Source organism: Roseobacter weihaiensis, assembly GCF_020622345.1.
In the GTDB taxonomy this organism is placed as follows: Bacteria; Pseudomonadota; Alphaproteobacteria; order Rhodobacterales; family Rhodobacteraceae; genus Roseobacter; species Roseobacter weihaiensis.
Window position 1 is genome coordinate 1 of record NZ_JACNMO010000031.1, and the last position, 24256, is coordinate 24256.

Annotated in this window: 26 protein-coding genes and 2 pseudogenes; 17 read left to right on the forward strand and 11 right to left on the reverse strand. The window is 60.1% G+C overall.

Annotation, left to right across the window (positions count from 1 at the left end):
* Positions 1–119: 119 nt before the first annotated feature.
* Positions 120–410, forward strand: a pseudogene (locus H7847_RS23035) (integrase core domain-containing protein); the annotation flags it as partial.
* A gap of 112 nt (positions 411–522) precedes the next feature.
* Here the strand turns inward: H7847_RS23035 and H7847_RS23040 are convergent.
* The gene (locus H7847_RS23040; RefSeq protein WP_227271842.1) at positions 523–1131 is read right to left on the reverse strand and encodes a hypothetical protein; all 609 of its coding nucleotides are present in this window, start codon (positions 1129–1131) and stop codon (positions 523–525) included.
* Between the two features lie 375 nt (positions 1132–1506).
* On the opposite strand from H7847_RS23040, the gene H7847_RS23045 reads away from it, so the two are divergent.
* The gene (locus tag H7847_RS23045) at positions 1507–1716 is read left to right on the forward strand and encodes a hypothetical protein (RefSeq protein WP_227271905.1); all 210 of its coding nucleotides are present in this window, start codon (positions 1507–1509) and stop codon (positions 1714–1716) included.
* On the opposite strand, the pseudogene H7847_RS23050 reads toward H7847_RS23045, so the two are convergent.
* Positions 1654–1949: pseudogene (locus tag H7847_RS23050) on the reverse strand (IS110 family transposase); the annotation flags it as partial. The gene H7847_RS23045 and the pseudogene H7847_RS23050 sit on opposite strands and share 63 nt — an antisense overlap.
* 159 nt (positions 1950–2108) lie before the next feature.
* Complete coding sequence (locus tag H7847_RS23055; RefSeq protein WP_227271843.1) at positions 2109–3953, reverse strand: sigma 54-interacting transcriptional regulator; 1845 nt, start codon at positions 3951–3953, stop codon at positions 2109–2111.
* Between the two features lie 189 nt (positions 3954–4142).
* On the opposite strand from H7847_RS23055, the gene H7847_RS23060 reads away from it, so the two are divergent.
* Genes H7847_RS23060 through cynS form a run of 5 tightly spaced genes read left to right on the forward strand, consistent with a single transcriptional unit; the run spans position 4143 to position 8235 of the window.
* Positions 4143–5531 (forward strand): CmpA/NrtA family ABC transporter substrate-binding protein, encoded by a 1389-nt coding sequence (locus H7847_RS23060; protein ID WP_227271844.1) that lies wholly within the window; start codon positions 4143–4145, stop codon positions 5529–5531.
* The gene (gene ntrB, locus H7847_RS23065; RefSeq protein ID WP_227271845.1) at positions 5531–6364 is read left to right on the forward strand and encodes a nitrate ABC transporter permease; all 834 of its coding nucleotides are present in this window, start codon (positions 5531–5533) and stop codon (positions 6362–6364) included. The genes H7847_RS23060 and ntrB overlap by 1 nt, the downstream gene beginning before the upstream one ends.
* A 9-nt stretch (positions 6365–6373) precedes the next feature.
* On the forward strand, positions 6374–7282 hold the full coding sequence (locus H7847_RS23070) for an ABC transporter ATP-binding protein (protein ID WP_227271846.1): 909 nt from the start codon (positions 6374–6376) through the stop codon (positions 7280–7282).
* A 4-nt stretch (positions 7283–7286) separates the two neighbouring features.
* Positions 7287–7766: a nuclear transport factor 2 family protein gene (locus H7847_RS23075; protein ID WP_227271847.1), complete on the forward strand. Its 480-nt coding sequence runs from the start codon at positions 7287–7289 to the stop codon at positions 7764–7766.
* Between the two features lies 1 nt (position 7767).
* A complete protein-coding gene (gene cynS / locus H7847_RS23080; protein ID WP_227271848.1) occupies positions 7768–8235 on the forward strand; it encodes a cyanase in 468 nt (155 codons plus the stop codon).
* A gap of 276 nt (positions 8236–8511) precedes the next feature.
* Here the strand turns inward: cynS and H7847_RS23085 are convergent, their stop codons facing one another.
* The gene (locus H7847_RS23085; protein WP_227271849.1) at positions 8512–8790 is read right to left on the reverse strand and encodes a hypothetical protein; all 279 of its coding nucleotides are present in this window, start codon (positions 8788–8790) and stop codon (positions 8512–8514) included.
* Positions 8791–8937: 147 nt separating this feature from the next.
* The gene (locus H7847_RS23090; RefSeq protein WP_227271850.1) at positions 8938–9168 is read right to left on the reverse strand and encodes a hypothetical protein; all 231 of its coding nucleotides are present in this window, start codon (positions 9166–9168) and stop codon (positions 8938–8940) included.
* On the opposite strand from H7847_RS23090, the gene H7847_RS23095 reads away from it, so the two are divergent.
* Positions 9169–9354, forward strand: coding sequence for a hypothetical protein (locus tag H7847_RS23095; RefSeq protein WP_227271851.1), 186 nt, complete (start codon positions 9169–9171; stop codon positions 9352–9354).
* A gap of 134 nt (positions 9355–9488) precedes the next feature.
* Here the strand turns inward: H7847_RS23095 and H7847_RS23100 are convergent, their stop codons facing one another.
* The gene (locus H7847_RS23100; RefSeq protein ID WP_227271852.1) at positions 9489–9845 is read right to left on the reverse strand and encodes a hypothetical protein; all 357 of its coding nucleotides are present in this window, start codon (positions 9843–9845) and stop codon (positions 9489–9491) included.
* A 37-nt stretch (positions 9846–9882) separates the two neighbouring features.
* On the reverse strand, positions 9883–10575 hold the full coding sequence (locus H7847_RS23105) for a DUF599 domain-containing protein (RefSeq protein WP_227271853.1): 693 nt from the start codon (positions 10573–10575) through the stop codon (positions 9883–9885).
* An 80-nt stretch (positions 10576–10655) separates the two neighbouring features.
* Here H7847_RS23105 and H7847_RS23110 point away from each other — a divergent pair, with 80 nt between their 5' ends.
* The 6 genes from H7847_RS23110 to H7847_RS23135 all read left to right on the forward strand — a co-directional run bounded on the left by H7847_RS23110 (position 10656) and on the right by H7847_RS23135 (position 16976).
* Positions 10656–12104: an FAD-linked oxidase C-terminal domain-containing protein gene (locus H7847_RS23110; protein ID WP_227271854.1), complete on the forward strand. Its 1449-nt coding sequence runs from the start codon at positions 10656–10658 to the stop codon at positions 12102–12104.
* A 59-nt stretch (positions 12105–12163) separates the two neighbouring features.
* Positions 12164–13300 (forward strand): FAD-binding protein, encoded by a 1137-nt coding sequence (locus H7847_RS23115; protein ID WP_227271855.1) that lies wholly within the window; start codon positions 12164–12166, stop codon positions 13298–13300.
* Positions 13300–14622 (forward strand): glycolate oxidase subunit GlcF, encoded by a 1323-nt coding sequence (gene glcF / locus H7847_RS23120; protein WP_227271856.1) that lies wholly within the window; start codon positions 13300–13302, stop codon positions 14620–14622. Before H7847_RS23115 ends, glcF begins: the two co-directional genes overlap by 1 nt.
* 108 nt (positions 14623–14730) lie before the next feature.
* Entirely contained in the window at positions 14731–15552 is an 822-nt protein-coding gene (locus tag H7847_RS23125) for a trypsin-like serine peptidase (protein ID WP_406676035.1), read from the forward strand.
* Positions 15553–15554: 2 nt separating this feature from the next.
* Positions 15555–16373 (forward strand): trypsin-like serine peptidase, encoded by an 819-nt coding sequence (locus H7847_RS23130; RefSeq protein WP_227271857.1) that lies wholly within the window; start codon positions 15555–15557, stop codon positions 16371–16373.
* 135 nt (positions 16374–16508) lie between these two features.
* Positions 16509–16976, forward strand: coding sequence for an Hsp20 family protein (locus tag H7847_RS23135; protein WP_227271858.1), 468 nt, complete (start codon positions 16509–16511; stop codon positions 16974–16976).
* An 86-nt stretch (positions 16977–17062) separates the two neighbouring features.
* On the opposite strand, the gene H7847_RS23140 is transcribed toward H7847_RS23135, so the two are convergent.
* Both H7847_RS23140 and H7847_RS23145 read right to left on the reverse strand, forming a co-directional pair.
* The gene (locus tag H7847_RS23140) at positions 17063–17680 is read right to left on the reverse strand and encodes a TetR/AcrR family transcriptional regulator (RefSeq protein ID WP_227271859.1); all 618 of its coding nucleotides are present in this window, start codon (positions 17678–17680) and stop codon (positions 17063–17065) included.
* 326 nt (positions 17681–18006) lie between these two features.
* Positions 18007–19485: an NAD-dependent succinate-semialdehyde dehydrogenase gene (locus tag H7847_RS23145; RefSeq protein ID WP_227271860.1), complete on the reverse strand. Its 1479-nt coding sequence runs from the start codon at positions 19483–19485 to the stop codon at positions 18007–18009.
* Between the two features lie 487 nt (positions 19486–19972).
* On the opposite strand from H7847_RS23145, the gene H7847_RS23150 reads away from it, so the two are divergent.
* The 3 genes from H7847_RS23150 (at position 19973) to H7847_RS23160 (ending at position 22219) form a co-directional block, all read left to right on the forward strand.
* On the forward strand, positions 19973–21196 hold the full coding sequence (locus H7847_RS23150) for a M24 family metallopeptidase (protein ID WP_227271861.1): 1224 nt from the start codon (positions 19973–19975) through the stop codon (positions 21194–21196).
* A gap of 102 nt (positions 21197–21298) precedes the next feature.
* Positions 21299–21562: a hypothetical protein gene (locus H7847_RS23155; protein ID WP_227271862.1), complete on the forward strand. Its 264-nt coding sequence runs from the start codon at positions 21299–21301 to the stop codon at positions 21560–21562.
* A 12-nt stretch (positions 21563–21574) separates the two neighbouring features.
* On the forward strand, positions 21575–22219 hold the full coding sequence (locus tag H7847_RS23160; protein ID WP_227271863.1) for a DUF1523 family protein: 645 nt from the start codon (positions 21575–21577) through the stop codon (positions 22217–22219).
* Positions 22220–22223: 4 nt separating this feature from the next.
* Here the strand turns inward: H7847_RS23160 and H7847_RS23165 are convergent, their stop codons facing one another.
* A complete protein-coding gene (locus H7847_RS23165) occupies positions 22224–22604 on the reverse strand; it encodes a histidine triad nucleotide-binding protein (RefSeq protein WP_227271864.1) in 381 nt (126 codons plus the stop codon).
* Positions 22605–22617: 13 nt separating this feature from the next.
* Positions 22618–24195: a DUF5928 domain-containing protein gene (locus H7847_RS23170; RefSeq protein WP_227271865.1), complete on the reverse strand. Its 1578-nt coding sequence runs from the start codon at positions 24193–24195 to the stop codon at positions 22618–22620.
* Positions 24196–24256: the final 61 nt, after the last annotated feature.

The window sequence follows — 24256 nt, forward strand, 5'->3', positions numbered from 1 at the left end:
CCGCATTTGAAAAGATCACTGAAACGGAGGCCTTCGCGTCCTGACCGCCTTTCATTGGTCGTGACGATTTGGGGACCCGGACCCTTGAAGCGCGGGGACCGCAGGAGACGCCGCAAGACGGGGCGGAGTTTACCAATCGGGCAATGCTGAAATGTGCCTGCCAGAACGGCGTCACACTTGACTTCTCACGATCCGGCAAGCCGACCAACAACGCCTTTACCAAAGCGTTCAACTCCAAGTTCCGGGCCGCGTGCCTGAACGCGCAATGGTTCCTGTCGCTGTGGGATGCTTGCGAAAAGATGGAGATCTGGCGTAGATACTACAACGAGGAAAGACCGCACAGCGCGGTCGGGAATATCCCACCGATCCAGAAGACAAACTCAGTTGGCGATACCAGCCTGCCACGCTGAGACAGGGCGGAAAACTCCGGCCCTCGGCGGCAGAAGGCCGGGGAGCAGAGCAGGAGTACATTGTACCGCTGCCCTTGTTCTCCAACCGTCCGGCTATGTGTCTGCTATGTTTTTAACCTGTGGTTCTGCCGATGTCAGGGAAATCGCTCTTCGTCAAACGCCGTGCGACCCTTCCCCATATCCGTGGTCTTGAGGCCCCGCGTGCGGCGAGGATGCCTGCGCCGGAGAGCAAGGCGCCTGCCATGCCGCCGGTCAGGCCACCTACAAAGGCACCGTGGAGGCGGTCGAGCACGTCACCTTCGTCTTGACCTGCGCCCGAGAGCGCACCCGTTGCAACCCCGGTCGCCCCACCTACGATCTCGCTGCCGATGAAGTGGCCGGGGGTGGCGATGCGCCGCGCCTCCATGATCTGGCGATGGGCGGCAACGGCCTCCTCATAAGACCGGCCCGAGAACCAGCTGTCGAGCTGCGCCATGCCCTCTTCGCCAAAGCCGAAGGAGGCACCTTGCCCCGCGCCACCGCCGAGACTTTCCCATCTGGAGGCGTCGCGCGCGCAGGTCATCAGTTCGTAGTCGTGGAAACTGCGGGCGCGCTCTTCGAGATAGAATTCCCGCTGGGCCGCATCGCCATCGAAGCCGGAGAAGACATAGTCGAAAATACCCTGCCACCCGGCCCGCGTGCGTGCTGTCGCAGATTTTCTGTCAGAACTGGTCCACCGCAATGCAGCGAGCCTCGCAGGCTCTCGGCTGCACCCGTTGGACGACTGAAATGGACTGATATCATCAAACAAAAAGCAGTCCCTCGTTATAGGGTGGTCACGGGTCGCGCCATCGGCAGGCGCGCCAGAATTCTTGCGGGTGTTGCTTGGCCGCAAACAAAGAACCGTTTCCGCGGGGTCGTTCAACATCCGTCGTCGTATCATGCGGATTGGCTAATGTCGTGGTAACGTAGTTTTTCAGATCAAGTGGCGTTGCGGGGATTGGGCAAAACCCGGGGTTTATCGGTTAGGGTTTAACAGTTCAACGATTTTGGGGGATTGCTATGGATGGTCGGATGATCGTCGAAACGGCCTTTGAGAATGGAAACACCCGGATCCATGAGCTTGGCGGTTTCCGCCGATCCGTCGAAAATCCCAATCCCGAATTCTGGGCTCTTGCTCAAGGATGGCGGAGCCCTGCTGGGGCAGCTCCAGCGGGCCATGCTGCTCGACCAGATCGAAGAAATCTCTCACACAAGCCCTATCCTGTTCGATCAGCAAGGCGCGGATCTGACTGATCGCCGCTGTTCCGCGCGACACGGGGCGTGAACGAACGCGATGGGGCGCCGACAGGCCAAAATGATCCTGGCTCTTCTCGGAAACGGTTTGCAGGTTCGGGCGCAGAGCGACTGCGGCAATCGCTTCCGCGTCATTGCAGTCGTTCTTTGGCCCTTGGTGCAGCTCATAAAATGGGCGCCCAAGCAGGCCTCCATACCCACAATGCGGCGGGGCCGCTCTTCAAATGTTGCAACATGCGCAAATCGTTTGATTTGCTTGCGCAGAAATAGGCAGAGCCTAACCTGCTGGGTGAAGCAGCCGGTACATCCAATTACCAGACCTTGAGCTTGGTCTTCGGAGTGACATCCGCTTCGCAGACGTACTTTCACCCAGCAACCGACACTTTAATATAGCTCTTTCCAGTCATTTGCTGGACAGTCCGTTTACTTGAAGTGTTTGGGGTCGATACCGAGCGACTTGATCTTGGAATACGCCGTCGTTGGCGCAATGCCGAGCATGGCGGCTGCCCCTTTTTGCCCGGCAACCTTGCCACCGGCCCGGCGCAAGGCGTTCTGGAGATTTTCGCGCTCGAGATTGCGCAATTCTTCATGGGTCAGCACCACATCGGCCCCGGTGCCAAAGCTGCTGTCGGGGCGCTGAAAGTCGAACTTCAGCCGCCCCCCCTGCGCCAGAATCGCGGCGCGTTCGATCACGTTTTCAAGCTCCCGCACGTTTCCGGGCCAGTCATACTGCATGAGCGCATCGATGTTTGACTTGGACAGCCGCGTCGCAGGCAGACGCAGGCGGCGCGTCGTCCGGTCGAGGAAATGCTTGGCCAGATAGGGGATGTCTTCGGATCGGTCATGCAAAGGTTCGCAGGTGATCGAAAACACGTTGAGAGCAAAATAGAGGTCTTGCCGAAAGCGCCCAGACCGCAATTCGGCCATCAAGTCGCGCGAGGTGGTCGCAACCACGGTCAGGGAGACGGGTGTCTGGCTGCTGTCGCCCAGCCGCTGGAAATGGCCCCGTTGCAGCACGTCGTGCAGCTTGGCCTGCACGACCTTGGGCAGCTCCGCCACCTCATCAAGATGCAGCGTGCCATTGTGCGCCATGATCAGCTTGCCCGTGGTGTCGCGGGTGGCGCCCGCGAAGGCCCCGCGCCGATAGCCGAACAGCTCCGCCTCCAACTCCGATGCGGACATCTGGTCACAGCTGATGCGCACAAGCGGGCGGCGCTGGCGGTCGCTGGCCTCGTGGATGGCCGAGACGGTCAGGCTCTTGCCTGAGCCGGGCGGGCCGGAGACCAGCACATGCGCCTTGTTGCGCGCGGCCAGATCGATACGCGCGTTCAGCGATTTGATCGCAGGCGAGACGCCAACCACCCCGGTGTGCGAGCGGGCCGAGCGGATTTCGGTGAGCAGGTAGTCATTCTCCTGCTCCAGCTTGACCTTCAGCTCTTCGACCTGCGCCAGGGCTTCACGCAGCTTGCGTTCGTTTTCCTTACGCTCTGTCACATCGCGAAAGATCACCACCGCGCCCGCCAGCACGCCATGATCGTAAATCGGCGTCGAGACATATTCGACCAGAATGGGTTTGCCGTCCTTGCGCCAGAAGACGTCATCTTCCACGCGCATGGTCTCCTCGCGCCGGAAGGAGGCGTAGATGGGGCAGGTGTGGGCCGGGAAGTGCTCGCCGTTCAGATGTTTGTGGTGGATGGTGGCGTGCAGGTCACGGCCAATCAGATCGTCCGAGGACCAGCCCAGCATTTCCTGTGCGGCCCGGTTCACGAAGGTGGCCTGGCCCATGGCGTTGATGCCATAAATGCCTTCGCCTGCGGCTTCGAGGATCAGATGGTTTTGCGCCTCGACCTCGCGGAAGAAGCCATAGATGTTCTGCCATTGCGACAGACCCGCCCGTTGGTGCGCCTCCTGCTCTGCCATGCGAGTGCGATGGTCATGCTCGTCCAGATCCAGAAAGCTGAGCAAGACGAGATCGGGCCTGTACTGCACGCCATAACTCTGCAGCCGCAATGCTGTGCCATCTGTTCGGGAGAGCGACAGGCCACGGTCGATGTAGTTTCCGAAATGGGCCACGGCGTCGAAAAAAACCGCAGCGATTGAGAGATCGCACTGCAGCAGGTCCGAGAACGCAGCACCAAGGGCCTCCGGCCCAAGCAGGTGGTTTGCCGCCTGGTTTGCGGTGACCACGCGGTCCGTGCGCGTGTTGACGAGCACCGTGGGAAGCGGGTGATGGCAAACCAGCCGGTCAGAATCGAGAAGATCAAGCATCGCAGGCAGTCTGGCAGCTTCGGGCCGCATGCCCCTTATGAAAATTCGTAATTTACGAAAATTCGTGAGAAACGCACAGAAATTCATCAGTAAATTCAGCGTGGTGACCGTTTTCAGGCGATTGTCAGACCGCATTTTCAAGGCCTGTGCGCCATGGGACAGTTTTTCAAACGCTGACAGGAGATGGACATGACAATCAAAAGCCTAGGTAATCCGTTTTCGGAAAAGACCGATCTGAGGCATGGCGCGGATTGCGGTTGTGAGGGTTGCATGGCCGGTCACGGGCATGATCAGGATCATGTCGAGCCGCATCATATGTCCTCGGAGCAGATGATGGAGCGTGCGGTGGAAAGCGCCATTGTCCGCTCGGTCTTTGGTCAGAACGACATCGGGCGCAGGTCCTTCATGGGCATGATTGGTGGCACAACGGCGGCTGCGGCGCTCGCCTCTGTCTTCCCGCTGGAACAGGCCAAGGCGGCGCTGCTGGATGAGCTTGGACCGCCGGAGAAAACCGATCTGAACATCGGGTTCGTGCCGATCACCTGTGCGACGCCGATCATCATGGCGCAGCCTTTGGGCTTCTACGAGCGCTACGGGCTGAATGCCGAGGTGATCAAGACCGCGGGTTGGGCCGTGGCGCGCGACAAGTCGCTGTCAGGTGAGTATGACGCGAGCCACATGCTGACGCCGATGCCGCTGGCGATGACACTGGGCGCGGGGTCGGTGGCGGAGCCGTACATCATGCCCGCTGTGGAAAACATCAACGGGCAGGCGATTGTCCTTTCGAACGAGCACCTCGACAAGCGCGACCCGAAGCAGTGGAAGGGCTTTACCTTCGGCGTGCCATTTGAATACTCCATGCACAACTTCCTGCTGCGCTATTACGTGGCAGAGTTTGGTCTGGACCCCGACAAGGACATCCAGATCCGCGTTGTGCCGCCGCCGGAGATGGTGGCCAACCTGCGCGCAGGCAATCTCGACGGCTATCTCTCGCCTGACCCGTTCAACCAACGTGCGGTCTATGAGGGCATTGGCTTTATTCACATCCTGACCAAGGAGATCTGGGAGGGGCACCCCTGCTGCGCCTTTGCCGCTCCGTTGAGTTTTGCGCAGGAGCTGCCCAACACCTATGGCGCGCTGCTGAAATCGATCATCGATGCGACGCAATACGCCTCAAACCCGGACAACCGAGTGGAGATTGCCGCGGCGATTTCGCCCACCAACTACCTCAACCAACCGGTCACGGTGGTGCAGCAGGTGCTGACCGGGACCTATGCGGATGGTCTGGGCGAGGTGCAGCGCGTGCCTGACCGGATCGATTTTGACCCTTTCCCCTGGCATTCCATGGGCGTGTGGATCCTGACGCAGATGAAGCGTTGGGGCTATATCGAGGGGGATATCGATTACAAAGCGGTGGCCGAGCAGGTGTACCTCGCCTCCGACGCCAAGAAGGTCATGACCGATCTGGGCTATGACGCGCCGGATATCACCTACAAATCGCACACGATCATGGGCAAGACCTTCGACCCCGAGACGCCCGAGGCCTATGTCGACAGCTTTGCGATCAAGGCGGGCTGATGAAGGCACTCTCCGAAAACCGCAAGGCAGCCCTGCTCTCGATCCTGATCCTGGTCGTGGGCTGCCTGATCTGGGAAGCGTCGATCCCCGCGCAAAAGGCGGTGGGCGAGTTGACGGAATACGAATTGCTCACCGGCGGCGGACAGCCGAAAGCCGGTGTGCCGCCGCCAAGCCAGGTGCTGGTCAAAGCGTGGGAGCAGCTGTCGAACCCGTTCTATGATGCAGGCCCGAATGACAAGGGGATCGGCATTCAGATCGGTTATTCGATCTACCGGGTGCTGACGGGGTATCTGCTGGCGGCGGCTGTTGCGATCCCGCTGGGCTTTCTGATCGGGATGTCCTCTGTCGCCTACAAGGCGTTGAACCCGTTCATCCAGGTGCTGCGGCCCATCTCGCCGCTCGCATGGATGCCGCTTGCGCTGTTTGTCATTCAGGACAGCGAGATGAGTGCGATCTTCGTGATCTTCATTTGCTCGATCTGGCCGATGCTGATCAACACGGCCTTTGGCGTCGCCGGGGTGCGAGAGGATTGGGTCAATGTCGCCCGCACGCATGAACTGGGGCCGTTCAAGACGGCCTTCACCGTGATCCTGCCTGCCGCCGCGCCGACGATCGTGACTGGCATGCGCATCTCCATCGGGATCGCCTGGCTGGTGATTGTCGCGGCCGAGATGCTCGTGGGGGGCACAGGCATTGGCTATTACGTGTGGAACGAGTGGAACAATCTCGACCTGACCTCTGTCATCTTTTCCATCCTCATGATCGGCGTCGTTGGCATGCTGCTGGACTCTCTGTTCGGCCTGCTGCAGCGCACCGTCGCCTACACGGAATAGGAGCTTTTCGTGGCCAAACCTTTTCTGAGTATCGAGCAACTCACGCAGCGCTATCCCGACGGGCAGGGTGGGGAGTTTACCGTCTTCGAGAACGCCAGCTTCGGCATCGAGAAGGGCGAGTTCGTCTGCATCCTGGGCCATTCGGGCTGTGGCAAATCGACGATCATGAACATCCTGGCGGGGCTGGCTGAGCCCACCAGCGGGGTGGTCAAGATGGACGGGCAGCATGTCTCCGGCCCCAGTCTCGACCGGGGCGTGGTGTTCCAGAACTACTCGCTGCTGCCCTGGCTGACGGCACTCAAGAACGTGACCTTTGGCGTCTCGGCGCGCTTTCCGGCGTGGAGCAAGGAGAAGGTGATCGAGCATTCCACAGCCTTTCTCGCCAAGGTCGGCCTGACCGGCGATGCAATCCACCGCAAGCCCAGCCAGCTCTCGGGTGGTATGCGCCAACGCGTCTCCATCGCCCGGGCCTTTGCCAATGAGCCCAAGCTCTTGCTGCTGGACGAACCCTTCGGCGCGCTAGACGCGCTGACCCGAGGCACCATTCAGGATGAGCTGATCAAGGTCTGGAGCGACACGGATCAGACCGTCTTCATGATCACCCACGATATTGACGAGGCGATCCTGCTGGCGGACCGTATCCTGCTGATGACCAATGGGCCGATGGCGCAGGTGGCCGAAAGCGTGGAAATCACGATCCCGAGACCGCGCAACCGCACCACCATCGTGGAGCATCCGAACTACTACGCCATTCGCAACCATCTGGTGCATTTTCTTGGGCAGCGGTCCGAAGACCTCTCTGGCCAGCCCGGCGATGGTGTCAGTCGCCCCGAAACCGTCCGCATTGATCTGACAGACGCGCAGGAGAGCGAAGAGCCCGAGCCTGCCGCGCCGATCCTGCGCGCTGTGGAAGGCTGAGGCGATGGCTGGCACGCTGCCCCGCCCACCTCTGCCGCCGTTTTCCTATGAGGAGGCGGTGGCCAAGGTGCGCATGGCCGAAAACGCCTGGAACACGCGCGACCCCGCGAAGGTGGCGCAGGCCTATACGCCCGACACGCGCTGGCGCAACCGCTCGGTGTTTCCGCGTGGGCGGGCCGAGGTCGAAGATTTCCTGACCCGCAAATGGGCGACCGAGACCGGCTATCGCCTGATCAAGGAGATCTGGGCGCACGAAGGCCGCCGCATCGCTGTGCGCTTTTGCTACGAATGGCACGACGAGGCGGGCCAGTGGTACCGCGCCCATGGCAATGAGAACTGGGAGTTCGATGACCTGGGGTACATGGCCGTGCGCCACGCCTCGATAAATGATGTGCCCATCGCGGAACACGACCGCTTGTTTCACTGGCCGAAGGGCACCCCCCGGCCCGACAACCACCCCGGACTGACAGAGTTAGGATTATAAGATGAAGGATACGATCCCAATGACCGAGATGACCAAAGAGGACGTCACCGCGATGATCCTGTCTGCCAAGAAGCAGGCAGGCCTGACATGGGAAGAGATCGCGGAAAAGATCGACATGTCCCCGATCTGGACCCATTCTGCGGCGATGGGCATGAACGCCTTCCCGCCCGACAAGGCAGAGTTGATGGTCACCACCATGGGTCTGCCGCAGGAGGCCGCATCGGTGCTGGCGGAAAGCCCCACGAAGATCTGGGAACAGGCGGTGCCGACCGACCCTTGCATCTATCGGTTCTATGAGATCGTCGGCGTTTATGGTCCGACGCTCAAGGCGATCATTCAGGAGAAGTTCGGCGACGGCATCATGTCGGCCATCGATTTCGACATGTCTGTGACCCGGGTCGAGCATCCCAAGGGCGACCGCGTGAAGGTCGAGATGTCAGGTAAGTTTCTCGGTTACAACAGCTGGTGAGCTGACGCAATCCGCTCCAACATTATGGATTGGTTGCTGCTATCGCCGACGGCTTAATTCGACTGCTTCTGGACCATCATATTGGTGCGCTTGTGGCGAAAGAAGATCACAAGGCCACCCACTCAAAGCCGCACGAACAAAGATACGGTCCTTTGAGTGGATTTGCTCATAGACGAGAAAGCTTGGCCCAATGCCCGTGGATTTTGCCGCTTAGGCGCACCCCGGAAGTGTTGAGCGCCCAAACGAACTGACAAATCTGAAGATCCGCGATGTCTCTCACAATGGTGGAAAAGCCCTTGTCGATGGCAAAGGCAGCAAGGAGCGGATCGTCGTGAACCGACCTGGCTCGGGCGCAGTTGGGCAGATAGGGCTTGTGTCAGAGATTTCTCCGATCTGGTCGAGCAGCATGCCCCGCTGGAGCTGCCCCAGCAGGGCTCCGCCATCCTTGAGCAAGAGCTCAAAACTTTCGGGATTGGGATTTTCGACGGAGCGGCGGAGACCGCCAAGCTCATGGATACGGATGTTTCCATTCCCAAAGGCCGTTTCGACGATCATCCGACCATCCATAGCAATCCCCCAAAATCGTTGAACTGCTAAACCCTGGCCGATATCGCCGCCGGGGTTGCGCCTCCGCGACCAACATGCCCTGGCGCAGCTGGGCCGGGCTGTGCGGATAATCTGGCTCCGTCAGGCAAATCCTTCTTAAAACCCGGACATCCGGTCACACAGGTCATCGGTGGATGTCGCGTCTTCGACGATCCGCCGCAAGCGTCTCAGGAGCGGATCGTCGAACCAGTAGATGCCATGCACCAGCGCCGCCCCGACATAGGCGATCCGCTGTTGGGGATCGCGCAAAGCGTAGCCGCCCGCGTGCGCCAGGCTGGCGTCGGAAAAGGCCGCCCGGCGCGCAGGCGTGACGCCGAGGGCTGTCATATGTTTGAGGTAGAGATCGAAAAGGTCCTGACCCGTCTGCCGATCCCGGTCAGTGGCCGCCTTTGGTTCGATCCCAGTAAAGCGAAGGATAGCAGGACGGTGCTGCGTGCAAAAACAGGCTGGGAATTCCTTCCGCAGCCCGTCAGCTCACCCTCCGCGAAAGGCATAAAACTGTGGGCTGAATAGACCAACTTGGAAGTAATCGCTCAAAAAGACTGTCTCTTCCAAGCCGTGCCTGAAAGCAAAGCTTGCAGCGACAGACGCAAACACCAATTCTGTCCCGCGCAGCGCACGCTCCGCGGGCTTGTCAGGTCGGGATGTTACCGCAGGCGGACGGTCTTGGTGTTTGGATTCCAGCCGCCGGGCTTGTCACGGGCCTGCACCTGCACCTCCGTCGTGCCCTCAGGCACCCTCACCCCGGAGAGGGAGCGGGTAAAAGGTTGCTCCTGCACGTGCGGATGGGCCAGTTCGCGGATGCCCAGTTGATTGCCCTGCATGTCCAGCACCCGCCACGCATCGGCATAATGATCCCAGCCGGTGTCGGGGTGAGAGATCGTCACGTCGAACCGCCATGTCCCATTGGATAGCCGCTGGGCGGAAACATGATCTACGACAGGTGGCTCCGCAAGGGCTGGCGTCACCATGAGAACGAGGGAAAGACAGAGTTTTTTTAACATGATTGATCTTTAGATTGTGGTCTGCAACGAACGTAATCTAGGCGTTCAGGAGAACTTTGCGAGAGTGGGACGCGAACTCGCGGCGCCAGATGACTGTAAAGGTGATCAGAGCGGCCAGCGCAAGAGCCCAGGCGCCCACCAGCCAGGCGGCCGCCGCAAGCGCGAAATAGATGGACCGCAACCCCCGGTTAAAGCTGCGTGCCGCCGCGATGTTGATCTCGGCCGCTTGCTCGGCACGGTGATAGGCCTTGGGGTCATCGATATTGTTGGGTACGGCTGCCATCAAGACCGAGCAATAGCCAAAGAGCCTGTTTGCCCAGACAAATTTCAAAAACGCGTTTGTCAACAACAGCGCAAGCACCATCAGCTTGATCTGCCACACGATCGCAGGGCGGTCCGACTGGGTGATATCCTCGGCAACACCCGCCACACGATCCGCATTGCCAATCAGCGCGAGCGTTCCTCCCAGCGCAATAACGCAGGTCGACGCGAAAAAGGCCGTCCCTTGCCGCAGAGTTCCGAGGATCTGCGCGTCGAAGATACGCGGTTGCCGGGTGACCATCTCGCGCATCCACGCCTTGCGATACCCCGCGATCAGCATGGAGGTTGAGGGATGCCGGGCCGAGGGATGTTCGATCCGCCAGCCGATTCCCATCCACAGCAGGAAAAGCAAGGCGAGTGCGGCCAGATCAAAACTCGAAAAAAGCGTGATGCGGTCTATAATAATCATACCGTTACGCATGGCAGGTCGGATTATTCTTGCCAATGGGCGAAATTGGTAATATTACTTTACCAAATGGAGGCGATCACATGGAAATGCCAACTCCCGATGCAGGTATCATGGCGCGCAAAGGGCGTGTGGTAGAGCGGTTGCAAGCCGTTTTGCCAAAGGACGCGGTCATCCATGACGAACGACAGACCCGAGCCTATGAATGTGATGCGCTGACGGCGTACAAATGTCCTCCGATGGCGGCGGTGCTGCCCGCTTCGACCCGCGAGGTGGCGGATGTTTTGCGCATTTGCCATGAGGAAGGCGTGCCGGTCGTGCCGCGCGGGTCCGGAACGTCGCTGGCAGGAGGTGCCCTGCCCACGGCCGATAGCGTTATCCTTGGCATCGCGCGCATGAACGACGTGCTGGAGACCGATTACGAGAACCGCACCATCCGGGTGCAAAGCGGGCGCACCAATCTCAGCGTCACTGGCGCCGTCGAGGAAAATGGTTTTTTCTATGCGCCCGATCCGTCAAGCCAGCTGGCCTGCGCCATCGCGGGCAACATTGCGATGAACTCGGGTGGCGCGCATTGCCTCAAATACGGGGTAACGACAAACAATCTGATGGGCGTCACGATGGTAATGATGGACGGCGAGATTATCGAGATCGGCGGCGCGTACATGGATGCGGGTGGGCTGGACCTTTTGGGGTTGATCTGCGGCTCAGAAGGCCAGTTGGGTGTCGTGACCGAAGCGACCCTGCGTATTCTGCCCAAACCCGAAGGCGCGCGTCCCGTGCTCATGGGCTTTGACGACAATGAGGTGGCTGGGGCCTGTGTCAGTGATATCATCAAAGCAGGCGTCCTGCCCGTTGCCATTGAATTCATGGACCGTCCCTGCATCGAGGCCACCGAAGCCTTCGCCAAGGCGGGCTATCCGATGTGCGAGGCCCTGCTGATCGTGGAAGTGGAGGGCTCGGAAGCCGAGATCGATCACCAGCTGTCGCTCATCATGAAGATCGCGCGCCGTCACAACCCGGTGGAACTGCGGGAAAGCAAATCGGCCGAGGAAAGCGCTGCGATCTGGCTGGGTCGCAAATCCGCCTTTGGGGCGATGGGCCAGATCAACGACTACATGTGTCTCGACGGGACCATTCCTGTCTCTTCCCTGCCGATGGTGTTGCGGCGGATTGGTGAGATGTCGGAGCAGTTTGGCCTCAAGGTGGGCAATGTCTTTCACGCCGGTGACGGGAATATGCACCCGCTGATCCTTTTTGACGCCAACAAGCCCGGCGATCTGGAGCTATGCGAAGAGTTCGGAGCGGAAATCCTCAAGCTCTGCGTCGAGGCGGGCGGGTGTCTGACAGGAGAACACGGTGTCGGCATCGAAAAGCGCGACCTGATGGGATATCAGTACGCGCCTCAGGATCTTGAGGCGCAAATGGCGGTCAAGGATGTCTTTGATCCCGGCTGGCTGCTGAATCCGGCCAAGGTTTTTCCCTTGTCGGCGTCCGAGAGCCGCCGCCGCCTGCCGATGGCTGCAGAATGACAGGGGTGCTTGCATTTCCGTGCCACCTGCGCCCCTTTCGAAAGTAACGGCCAGACATCATGATCAAACCTGAGACAGAAGCGGCCCTGGCCGACGCCGTTAAATCCGCAACGGCCCCCTTGTGCATTCAGGGTGGTGGGACGCGTGGATTTGAGGTGGCGGGCGAGACGCTGAGCACGGCCGGTCTGTCGGGAATAACCCTCTATGAACCGGGGGCGTTGACCATCGTGGCCCAGGCGGGCACGCCGGTGTCGCAAATCGAAAAGGCGCTTGCCGCCGAAGGGCAGCGTCTCGCCTTTGAGCCGATGGATCACCGCCCGCTGCTGGGCACCGAAGGCGAGCCGACCATTGGCGGTGTTGTGGCGGCAAACGTCAGCGGGCCGCGCCGCATCCAGGGCGGTGCCGCGCGCGACTACGCCCTTGGCGTGCGGTTCGTGGATGGGGCCGGGAACATCGTCAAAAACGGGGGCCGGGTGATGAAGAACGTGACCGGCTACGATCTGGTCAAGCTGATGTCCGGTGCCTACGGCACGCTTGGCGTGCTGACCGAGGTGTCGCTCAAGGTTCTGCCGGTGCCGGAGACCGAGGGCACGTTGATGCTGCGCGGTCTGGATGACACGGCGGCGGTCGCGGCGATGGCGCGCGCGATGGGGTCTCCCTTTGAGGTGACGGGGGCCGCTCATTGCGCCAAAATCCTGGATGATGATCCGATCACGGCCCTGCGGGTCGAAGGGTTCGAAGCCTCCGTCGCCTACCGGCTGGAGCAGCTCAAGGGGCTCTTTGCGGAACAGGGCGTCGATATGCTGGTGGCAAGTGACGAGATGTCACTGTGGTTCTGGCAAGGGGTCCGGGACGCGGGCAAGTTTTCGGAGGTGGCGGGGGATGTCTGGCGCGTCTCTTGCAAACCCACCGACGGGCCGCGTCTGGTGGCCGCAAGCGATGCAGAGGAATGCTACTGCGATTGGGGGGGCGGGCTGATCTGGTTCCTGACGGCACCCGGTGTCGATTTGAGGGCGCGTCTGGGCCGGTATGACGGGCATGCGACGCTGGTGCGGGGCCGCTCCGAAGGCATCGCGCAGTTTGAACCGCAAGCACCGGGTGTGGAACGGATTTCAGAAGGGTTGCGGGCGCGGTTTGACCCGCGCGGAATTCTGAACCGCGGCCTCATGGGCGCTGCGTCCCGAGAGGTTGCGTAATGCAGACGACATTCACCGAAGCGCAGCTCAAGGACCCTGGCATTCAACGCAGCAACGAAATCCTGCGCTCTTGCGTGCATTGCGGGTTTTGCACCGCAACCTGCCCGACCTATCAGGTTTTGGGCGACGAACTCGACAGCCCGCGCGGGCGCATCTATCTCATCAAAGACATGCTGGAGAACGACCGTGAGCCAGATACGAAAACGGTCAAGCACATTGATCGCTGTCTTTCCTGTCTGGCTTGCATGACCACGTGCCCTTCGGGCGTGCACTACATGCATCTGGTGGATCATGCGCGGGACTACATAGAACGACGGTACAAGCGTCCCTTCAGCGACCGGGCCCTGCGCTGGATTCTGGCGCGCATTCTGCCCTATCCGATGCGGTTCCGGTTGGCTCTGCTGGCCGCCAAGATTGGCAAGCCCCTCGCCCCGCTGATGCCGGATGCGCGTTTGCGGGCCATGCTGGAGATGGCGCCAAAGGTGATCCCGCCTGTGAGCCGCAACGACGATCCGCAAAGCTTTGCGCCCCTGACGGCGCGCAAGATGCGCGTGGCGCTTATGACAGGCTGCGCGCAAAAGGCGCTTAACACGGATATCAACGATGCAACCATCCGCCTTTTGACACGGTTGGGGTGTGAGGTGGTCGTGGCCGAAGGGGCTGGCTGTTGTGGGGCACTGACCCACCACATGGGCAAAACCACCGAGAGCCACGAGACGGCGGCAAAGAATATCCGCGCCTGGGTGACGGAGATGGATGGCGACGGGCTTGATGCCATTGTCATCAACACCTCTGGGTGCGGGACCACGGTCAAGGACTACGGTCACATGTTCCGCAATGAGACCCTGGCGGCGGACGCCGCACGGGTGTCGGCGATCGCGATGGATGTCTCCGAGATTCTGATGAAGCTTGACCTGCCCGAAAGCGATGACAAGGAGATGGTCGTGGCCTATCACGCCGCCTGTTCCTTGCAGCACGGCCAGCAGATCAAAACCTATCCAAAAGAGCTGCTAAGGCGTGCAGGCTTCACCATCGTCGAGCCAAGCGATCCGCATCTGTGCTGCGGGTCTGCGGGGACCTATAACCTGATGCAGCCGGAGATTTCCAGGCAGCTCAAAGATCGCAAGGTCCGGACGCTGGAGGCCAAAAACCCCGACATCATCGCCGCAGGCAATATCGGCTGCATGATCCAGATCGGGTCCGGGACGGCGATTCCAATTGTGCACAGCGTGGAGCTGCTCGATTGGGCCACGGGCGGGCCAAAGCCGCCTGCTTTGGATGCAGAATTCAACCCCAGGTCTGAAATTCCGCAGTTGCGTTGACGAAATGGCGACGGTCTGTTCCCAAAACAGGCCCCAATAAGGTCAGGAAAGCCGCATTTCTGCCGCATCCTCTCGATATGTTGCTGAGAACTGAGCAGGGGATCACTGGTGCGAATTGGGTTACTGGCGACATATGTCATTGGTTTGCTGGCAAGCGGGGCCTTTGCGCAGGATGCAGGTTTGAAGTCGTTGCAAACCGGCGTGGATGCCAGCCCGTGGGAAGCGGTCGGGCGCCTTGATATTGGCGGCAACGGGTTTTGCACGGGGGCGCTGATCGCGCCAGATCTTGTTTTGACCGCCGCCCATTGTCTGTTTGACAAGACCTCCGGGGAACGTATCGACCACAATACCGTCGAATTTCTGGCCGGGTGGCGCAACGGGCGCGCTTCTGCCTACCGACAGGTGCGACGTGCGGTCGTGCATAAAAAATACACCTACAATCGCGATGTTTCCTCTGAACGGGTGCGCAATGATGTGGCGCTGCTCGAACTCGCGCACCCCATCCGCAACACCCGGATCGAGCCCTTTCACACCGCAGCGCAGCCTGAACAGGGGGACCGGGTCGGGGTTGTCAGCTATGCCCGCGACCGTGCCGAAGCGCCTTCGCTGCAAGAAGTCTGCGAAGTGCTCGGATTGCAGGATGGTGTGCTGGTGACCTCCTGTTCCGTTGATTTCGGCTCTTCCGGGGCCCCTATCTTCACCTTTTCCAACGGGATGGCGCATATCGTTTCGGTGGTCTCCGCCAAGGCCGAAATAGATGGGCACAAGGTCTCGCTGGGGACGGAGTTGAGCACCCCGCTGAGTGATTTGCGGGCCGAGCTTGAGAGCGGTGGCGGCGTTTTCCTCAAGTCGCTTCCAAAGACCAACCGTGTGTCGGTCGGGGAGGTCAGACGCGACACCGGCGCCAAGTTTATTCGTCCGGAGAATTGAGGATGAAGATTGTCTTTGTCACCGCTTTCATCGCGGCCTTAACGGCGACCGTCGCGTCCGCACAGCAGACGACGACGCTGCGCGGCATGGCGGGCGAAAATGATGCTCTGGCCTGGCAATCGGTAGGTCGGTTGGATGCCAAGGGGTCGGGTTTCTGCACCGCCACCCTCATTTCACCGGAGCTGGTTCTGACGGCGGCGCATTGCGTGTACGACCGCGATACAGGCAGTCTGTTCAAACCAGAAGACCTGACGTTTCGCGCAGGATTGCGGAAGGGGCGGGTGGCCGCCGCACGCCCGATCACTCAGATTGAGGCCCATTCCAAGTATAAGCCCGGTGCCGGGATGAGTATTCAGAACGTCCGGCATGATGTTGCTCTGCTTCGGCTGGCCAAACCCATTCCGACCAGCGAGCTTGATCCCTTTGTGCTCAAAAGCACAACCGTCTCCAGGGGGCCGGTCAGTGTTGTCTCTTATGGTCGTGACCGGGAAACCCTGCCCTCCCGGCAAGACGTCTGTCAGGTCGCGGCGACACAACAGGATATCATGCTGATGGACTGTGACATCACGTTCGGATCGTCCGGTGCCCCGGTTTTCAGTCATGAGAATGGCCGGGGACAGATCGTTTCGGTCATTTCGGGCATGGCGACTATCAATGGCCAAAAGCGCGCGCTCGGCATGACGCTGCCGGACATTGTCGCCGAATTACGCCATCGCATGTGGGCAAACAAGGAAAAGCCCGTCGCGCAGATCCGGCGCATCACGGTTGGGTGCGGTGCTGCAGGAACCACTGGCGGTGGCGCAAAATTCGTCCGGCCTTGAAGGTCTTGAAAGCATAAGAACTGTCCCCACATTAGCACTGTCAGGGTGCCTCATTCGGGCTCTGATGATCTAAAACGGGTGTGTCCAGACCAGGAGCATCCATAACAGTATCGCTCAATGAAAGAGGATAATGCTATGCGTACATATGACTTTGCACCACTTTACCGCGCCACCGTCGGCTTTGACCAGATTGCTGACCTGATGGACCGGGTGCTGACCACCGAAGGCTCGCAGCCTTCCTATCCGCCCTACAACATCGAAAAGCTGGAGGATGATTCTTACCGGATTTCGATTGCTGTTGCAGGTTTTTCCGAGCAGGATCTGAGTGTTGAGGTGCGGGAAAACGCGCTGATCGTCTCCGCCCGGAAGTCCGAGGAAAATGCCAAGCATGTCTATCTGCACCGCGGTATCGCGACCCGAGCGTTCGAGCGCCGCTTCCATCTGGCCGATCACGTGCATGTCACAGGCGCGAGCCATGTCGATGGCATGCTGCACATTGACCTGGTGCGCGAAGTGCCCGAAGCGCTGAAACCGCGCCAGATTTCCATCAGCTCGACCAAGCGCATCGAAAAAGACGTGGTTGACGCGAAATCCGTCAACTAAGGCGTATTGCGTGTTCGTTATGCAGGGCGCGGCCGTAGGGTCGCGCCTTTTTTGCTGTCTTGCGTGTGGGGAGGCGTTCGTTCCGCTCAGCTCTTCGGCGCCGTTTCGGGGAAATTCCGAAAGGCAGCGGCGATCAGATCAAGCATATGGCTCCGGGCCACATCGGGGCTGATCATCACGATGCTTGGGCGGCACGCCAGCGATACCAGCCCATGCACCGAGGCCCAGAGCAGCAGAAAGAACTGCCGGTGCTGTTGGTTGCCGGGATCGCCGTCGCCGGCGCGGATCAGCATTTCCAGCAGACCCTCCTGCAATTCGGCTGTCTTGACGTCCAACTCCAGATCACTGTCGCGTTCGAAAAGCATGTACCAGCGCCGCGGCTCCGAACGGGCAAAGTCGAAGTAGGCTTCTCCGATCGCAATGACCCGCGCCCGCGCGTCAGCGGGGGCAGCTTCCAGGGCCGCGCGCAGGGCCTTGGCCAACCGGTCAGAGCAGCGCGTATTCACCGCCCGCACCACCCCGTCGAGATCGCCAAACGCGTTGTAAAGAGACCCCACGGAGATCCCCAGTTCCTTGGCCAACCCGCGCGCGTTCAGCGCACCGCCCCCTTGTTCAAGAACGATGCGCTCTGCCACGGTCGTTGCGCGTTCGCGGATATCAGCGAGATTTCGGTCGCGGCGTGACAGGGTTTCATTGGTGTTCATATGACCATGTCATGTGGGACTGGTTTCGCTTTGTCAATTTCAGAAGGGCTGCGCGCCTCCCGGCGCAGAGCGGCAGACCCGATCCAAGTGGTCATTTGACGGCGTGAAGCGCGCGATTGCGCCAAAGATGGCGGTCCTGATCCGCGGTGGTGGGGACTAGGGAGGCTGCAGGAGCCCGCAGGCGGTTCATGCCACCGGTCCTAATCGGCGGGAGGTCAAAATGCGAGCCGATGTTCGCCTTGATTGACCCCTGATTGGCGGTGCTACAGAAGCTGGCCACCTCAGAATATCTACGATGGCCCGTTGGGTCTGGCTGTTCTTGGGCGTCAGACAGACATACAGACGTATTTCATCTCGAGGAAATCTTCGATCCCGTGGTGTGAACCTTCGCGCCCAAGACCGGATTGCTTCACACCGCCAAAGGGGCCGAGCTCCGTCGATATGATGCCGGTGTTGACCCCAACGATCCCGTATTCGAGCGCCTCCGCCACTTTGTAGACCCGGCTGAGGTCCTTGGCGTAGAAATAGGAAGCCAGGCCAAAGATCGTGTCGTTGGCCATCGCGATGACCTCATCCTCGTCGTCGAACTTGAAAAGCGGGGCAAGCGGGCCAAAGGTTTCCTCCTGCGCGACCTGCATGTCTTGCGTCACACCTGTCAGGATCGTGGGGGCGAAAAAGGTACCGTCCATGTCGTTCTGTGCGGAACCGAGGATCGCTTCGGCGCCTTTGCCGATGGCATCCTTGATATGTTCCTGCACCTTCGTGGCCGCATCCGTACTGATGAGCGGGCCCAGATCGGTGCCGTCTTCGAGGCCATCACCGACTTTCATCTCGGCCACACGGACTTTGAGCTTGTCCGCGAAGGCGTCGTAGACACCGGCCTGCACATAGATGCGATTGGCGCAGACGCAGGTCTGACCATTGTTGCGGAACTTGCACAGGATTGCGCCCTCGACGGCGGCATCGAGATCGGCGTCGTCAAAGACGATGAAGGGCGCATTGCCGCCGAGCTCCATGGAGCATTTCATCACCTGATCGGCCGCCTGTTTGAGCAGGATGCGCCCAACCTCCGTCGACCCTGTAAAGGTCAGCTTCCGCACGGTGGGGTTTTCGCAGAACTCCTTGCCGACTTCGGAGGCGGAGGCGGAGGGCACCACGTTGAAGACCCCGGCCGGGATACCCGCACGTTCCGCCAATACCCCCATGACGAGCGCTGAGAGCGGCGTTTCCATCGCCGGGCGGGCCACAAAGGAGCATCCGACCGCCAGCGCCGGTGCCGCCTTGCGCGTGATCATGGCGTTGGGGAAATTCCACGGTGTGATGGAGGCGGCCACCCCGATGGGCTGCTTGAGAACAGTGATCCGCTTATCGCGTTGGTGGCCCGGAATGGTCTCGCCGTAGACCCGCTTGGCCTGTTCGCCCATAAACTCGATGAAGCTCGCCCCATAGGTGATTTCGCCCTTGGCCTCGGCCAGCGGCTTGCCTTGTTCTGCGGTCAGGATGGTTGCCAGATCATCGGCATTTTCCATCATCAGGTCGAACCATTTGCGCAACACGCCGGCGCGCTCCTTGCCGGTCCAGCTGGCCCAGTCCTTCTGGGCGCTTTCCGCCTGTGCGATGGCCCCTGCCACTTGCGCGCGGCTGACGTTTGCCACCTGTGCGATGACGTCGCCACGGGCCGGGTTGGTCACATCAAAGGTGCCATCCTCGCCGTCGACCCAAGCGCCACCAATGTAGGCGCGGGTTTCCAGCAGGCTGGGATCCTTGAGCAGGGATTTGAGGTTGGTTGCCGGAAAATCTTTCATGCCATGTCCTTTGCAAAAACACTTCTGTCTGAATTTCAACTCTGGCCCTGTTTGTCCAGTTCCATCGCGGGGGGGAAGATTGATGATGCTTTTGCGGATGAAACCTACTCCCAAATCGGGCTGCGGCGGCGGGGGCTTGTCGGGCAGGGCACGCCGCCAGTGCGGTGCCGGGTTTTTTATGCGCCAAACCCGCGCCTCAGACGACCGTGTCTTTGGGCGGGGGTAAACGGGCACCCCGCCTTCCTGCAACGCGCAGAGGCCTTGGGTCATGTCTCAAGCGTCCAGAAGTGGCGGCGCCTCTTTGACGTCCTTGACGCGTTTCAGGACCCCAAGAGCGCTTCGGTCCGTTTTCTCATCCACCAATAAGGCTTGATTGGTCGGCCACTTTGGGCCAAGAGGCGGGTAGGCTGCGGGCGATGGCGTCGCCCGTGCATGCTGGCCTTGATTGTCCTGAACGCCGGGACCTTTCTGCAAAGGAGGGTCTGACATGACCGCCCCATCCAACGACGCCCGCCCTGACATGTACCGCTATCATAATGGCGAAAAGTCTCCGCTGCCCTTCGAGGCGGTGGAATACGAATCCCGGCTCACCGAGCTGCGCGAGCGGATGCAGGCAGCAGGTGCCACCGCTGCCGTGTTCACATCGATGCATAACACCGCCTATTATTCGGGGTTTCTCTATTGTGCGTTCGGGCGGCCTTACGGGTTGGTCGTGACGGAAACCGATGCCGTGACCATCAGTGCCGGCATTGACGCAGGCCAGCCCTGGCGGCGCAGCTTTGCGGACAATATCACCTATACCGACTGGCAGCGGGATAACTTCTGGCGGGCGGTGGCCAGCGTGACGGGCAAGAACCAGATCGTGGGCTATGAGGGGGATCACCTGACATGTATGCAGCGCGACAAGCTGGAGGATTTTCTGAGCCCGCTGACCATGGTCGACCTGTTCGAGACAACGATGCGCCAGAGGATGCATAAATCCGAGGCCGAGATCGCGCTCATCCGGCAGGGCGCAGAGGTGGCGGATGTGGGCGGTTACGCCATCCGCGAGGCGATCAGACCGGGCGTGCGCGAGATTGATGTCGCGATGGCCGGGCGCGACGCGATGGAGCTGGAGATTGCAAAGCGGTTTCCCGATGCCGAATACCGTGACACCTGGGTCTGGTTCCAGTCGGGCCTGAACACGGACGGCGCGCATAACCCCGTCACTGCGCGGGCTTTGGAGCGGGGCGATATCCTCAGTCTCAACGCCTTTCCGATGATTTCAGGGTATTACACGGCACTGGAACGGACGCTTTTCGTGCAGGAGTGCGATACTGCCAGTCTGAAGATCTGGGAAGCCAATGTCGCGGCGCATGAATATGGGATGCGCCTGCTGAAACCGGGGTCTTCCTGCGCGCAGATCACCCACAAGATCAACAGCTTCTTCGAAGAACGGGACCTGCTTCAGTACCGCACCTTCGGATACGGCCATTCCTTTGGCGTGCTGAGCCACTACTACGGGCGCGAGGCCGGGCTGGAGCTGCGCGAGGATATCGACACGGTGCTCGAGCCCGGCATGGTCATCTCGATGGAGCCGATGCTGACCATTGCCCAAGGCCAGCCCGGTGCCGGGGGGTACCGTGAACACGATATTCTGGTCATCATCGAAGAGGGGGCCGAAAACATCACCGGTTACCCTTACGGTCCGGCGTTCAACATCATAGGCTAGGGCGGTGCCGCCGGGGGCAGGATTAATCCTGCCCCGCGCTGATGCAAGCGCGCGCAATCTTCCTATATCAAGTCCTGCACGGGCAGAAGAAAGGCTTCGGATATGGTACTTGCGCGTATAATGGCACTGGCCCTGGTGGCGCTGTCAGTTGTTTTTGTCTCCCTGTGGTTTTACGCTCGTGCGGCGCGGCGCGAGAAGCTCGAAGCGCAGTGGGATGAAAATCAGGGCCCGGGGCGGCGTGAAAGCTTTGTCAAAGCGGAGCTGCACGCGTATGAAGGTCCCCTGAAGCGCAAGCTGATCTGGGGTGTCTATGTGATCCCGCTCTGTCTGATCGCGCTGCTGATCTATGTGACCAACACCGTCTGAAGGGGTTGAGAGATGTTTTACGTAAAGTGGTTTTTCATCCTGAGTTTCTGGCTGCTGATCGGCGGCTTCTTTCACTATACCCTGCCGCAGGTCGATATCGCGCGGATCACGGATACCTATGAAAAACGCGAAAATCCGGGCGCGAACAGCATCTTCTGGGCGCGTGGTGATGCGGGCAGTGCCTCGGATGTCACGGGCCGGGATGTGTTCTTCATCCAGACCCGTCTCGCGAACGACCGGGTGATGGTCTACCGCAACGAGGATACCGGCTGGGGCTGGCCGCCCTATTTCAAGTTCGATACGTCAAATTTGCAGGCCGAGGCGGCCGATTTGCGGTCCACTGCGGCAACCCCGGAGTATGTGGCGATCAAGCATTACGGCTGGCGCCTGGAATTCCTGTCGATCTTTCCCAACGCGCTTTCTGTCTGGCCGGTCGAGGGGCCGGAAGCAAGCAAGCCCGTTCCTTGGGTCAATATCCTCATCCTGACGCTTTTTGCTGCGGTCTTCTATGGGCTTTGGGTGCGCTGGCGGCGATTCCGCGAAGCCCGGATCGACCCGAAGCTTGAAGAGATACAGGACAGCTGGGAAGCGACCGAGGACGCCATGGCGGAAAAGCGGGGCAAGCTGCGCCGGTGGTGGGCCAGACAGCGCAGTTAGGCGCTTAATCCGCCTTGGGCACCATCCGGCCCATGGGGCGTCCGCCCAGGATGTGGACATGCAGATGCGGTACCTCCTGCACCCCGTGCTCGCCTGCGTTCGAGATCAGCCGGAAGCCGTCTCCGGCAGGCAGGTCGACCCCCTCGCAGCGGCAAACCTCGCCGATGGCGCGGGTGTAATCCACGATCTCGGCCTCAGAGGCTTCGGCGGCAAAGTGATCGTAGCTCACATAAGGTCCCTTCGGGATCACCAGCACATGGGTCGGGGCCTTGGGGTAGAGATCGCGAAAGGCAAGGCTGTGTTCCGTTTCCAACACCGTGGTGTTGGGAATTTCACCGCGCAGGATTTTGGCAAATATGTTCTGGTCGTCGTACGAATAGCCCATCGGACTTCCCCTTTTAGTCTGAAAACAGGTCTTCACTGGTGGCGATATCCAAAGCCGTCGATTGAGGAACGGAGAGGAACGCCGCGAGCGCATGCGCATTCTCTGCCGGGTCCGAGTGCTGCCGGATGCGCGCGTAATGTTCAAATCCGGCGTCCCGCAGCCGGTCACTTTCAAATAGCATGTCATTGCGGATGGTGGGCAGCAGCCGGTCAAAGGTTTCTGCCGCGGTCTGCTCACCGGCCAGCCCGACGCGCATCGCGTGACCTTTGAGGTCGTCATCGGTGAAGCTGCAATCCACTTCGAGAACCCGTGTCACCGAGCGGTCCGCCGCAAAGTCCTGCAAAAGCTCAAAGTTCGACGGGTCCATGCAGACAATCATGCGGTCGGTCTCGTAGTAGTCAAACAGCATTCGCATCAGGGCGCGACGATGGCGCGTACGCTTTTCCAGCGAGGTCTGGATGCCCCCCAGATCGGGCAGTGGCGTGTTTTCCTCGTTAAAGAGGTACTCGACAGAGGGCAGGTTTGTGCGTTGCCGCATCCGGTCCAGCAATCGTTTGGCCACATGCCACTTTTTACACACGATCACCATCAGTTCCCGCTCGCGGCCCAGGGTCGATTCAGCCTCCCAGAACCGGGTGGCAAAACGACGCCCGATGCGGCCCTGCCCGGTGAGAAACTTGAACAGCGCGGGCCCTTCGGCAGAGATGGTAAACGACACATCCGAGGCAGAATAAAGCAGGCCGAGGCGGCGTTTGAGCTCCAATGCTGCGGGGCTTATCTTGCGGGCAAAGAGATAATCCTGATTGAGCAGCATATCATAGTGGTCATTGTAGAAAGTGACCGGCATGCCGTAGTCCGTGAACATCAGAAAGGTCAGCGTTCGGCTGCGGATCTCGGTATCCGGGATGAGGTGCGGGACAATCGTTTGAAAGAATGTCTCATCCGGGATCCATGTTGTGGAAAAGAACCGTATGACGTCGCGGCGCTCCCGGATGAAAGCCAGCACCTTTTCCACCGTCTGGCGGCGCAAGCACCACCACTGGCTGCCGATCCTGATCTCGATATCCTGCGGGAGCTGCCGTTTCAGCCCCAGTTTCTGTTGCAGTCCCAGCGCGCCGTAGAACAGGGCCTTGTTCTTGCGCTCGTTGAAGTAATGGCGGTAGATCAACCGCTCTTCCTTCATGCCGGTCTTGATCCAATTGCTTTGGAAATAATCGAAAACTTCGATGAAATCCGCGTCATTCTCATCCAGGTAGGCGTGAGTGTACTCAGCCGATTTGATGGCCATGCAATCGCCGGACAGCATGTAGAAATGTGTGGCGCGTGGGTAGGCCTCCAGCGCCGCATCGACCGCGTTGAGGGTCGCCTGCACAAGCGACCACTCCCCCCAGCCGCATTTCACCCGCTTTGCGGCAAACGTCACATTGGGGTTGTCGGCCAGCGCTGCGCGTATCCGGGCGTGGTGGTCGGCATCCGCGTTGGCATCAAAATGGATCGCCATGTAATCGCCGGCGGCGGTCAACCGCTCCGCCTGCTGAATGATGGCGTCGGGGTCCTTGTGGCACAGCAGGATATAGGCGATTTTGGCCAAGGCGGTCTCTACTGCTCTTTGTTGTTGCCGATCTCTCGTTGATAGGCGCGATGGTTCATTG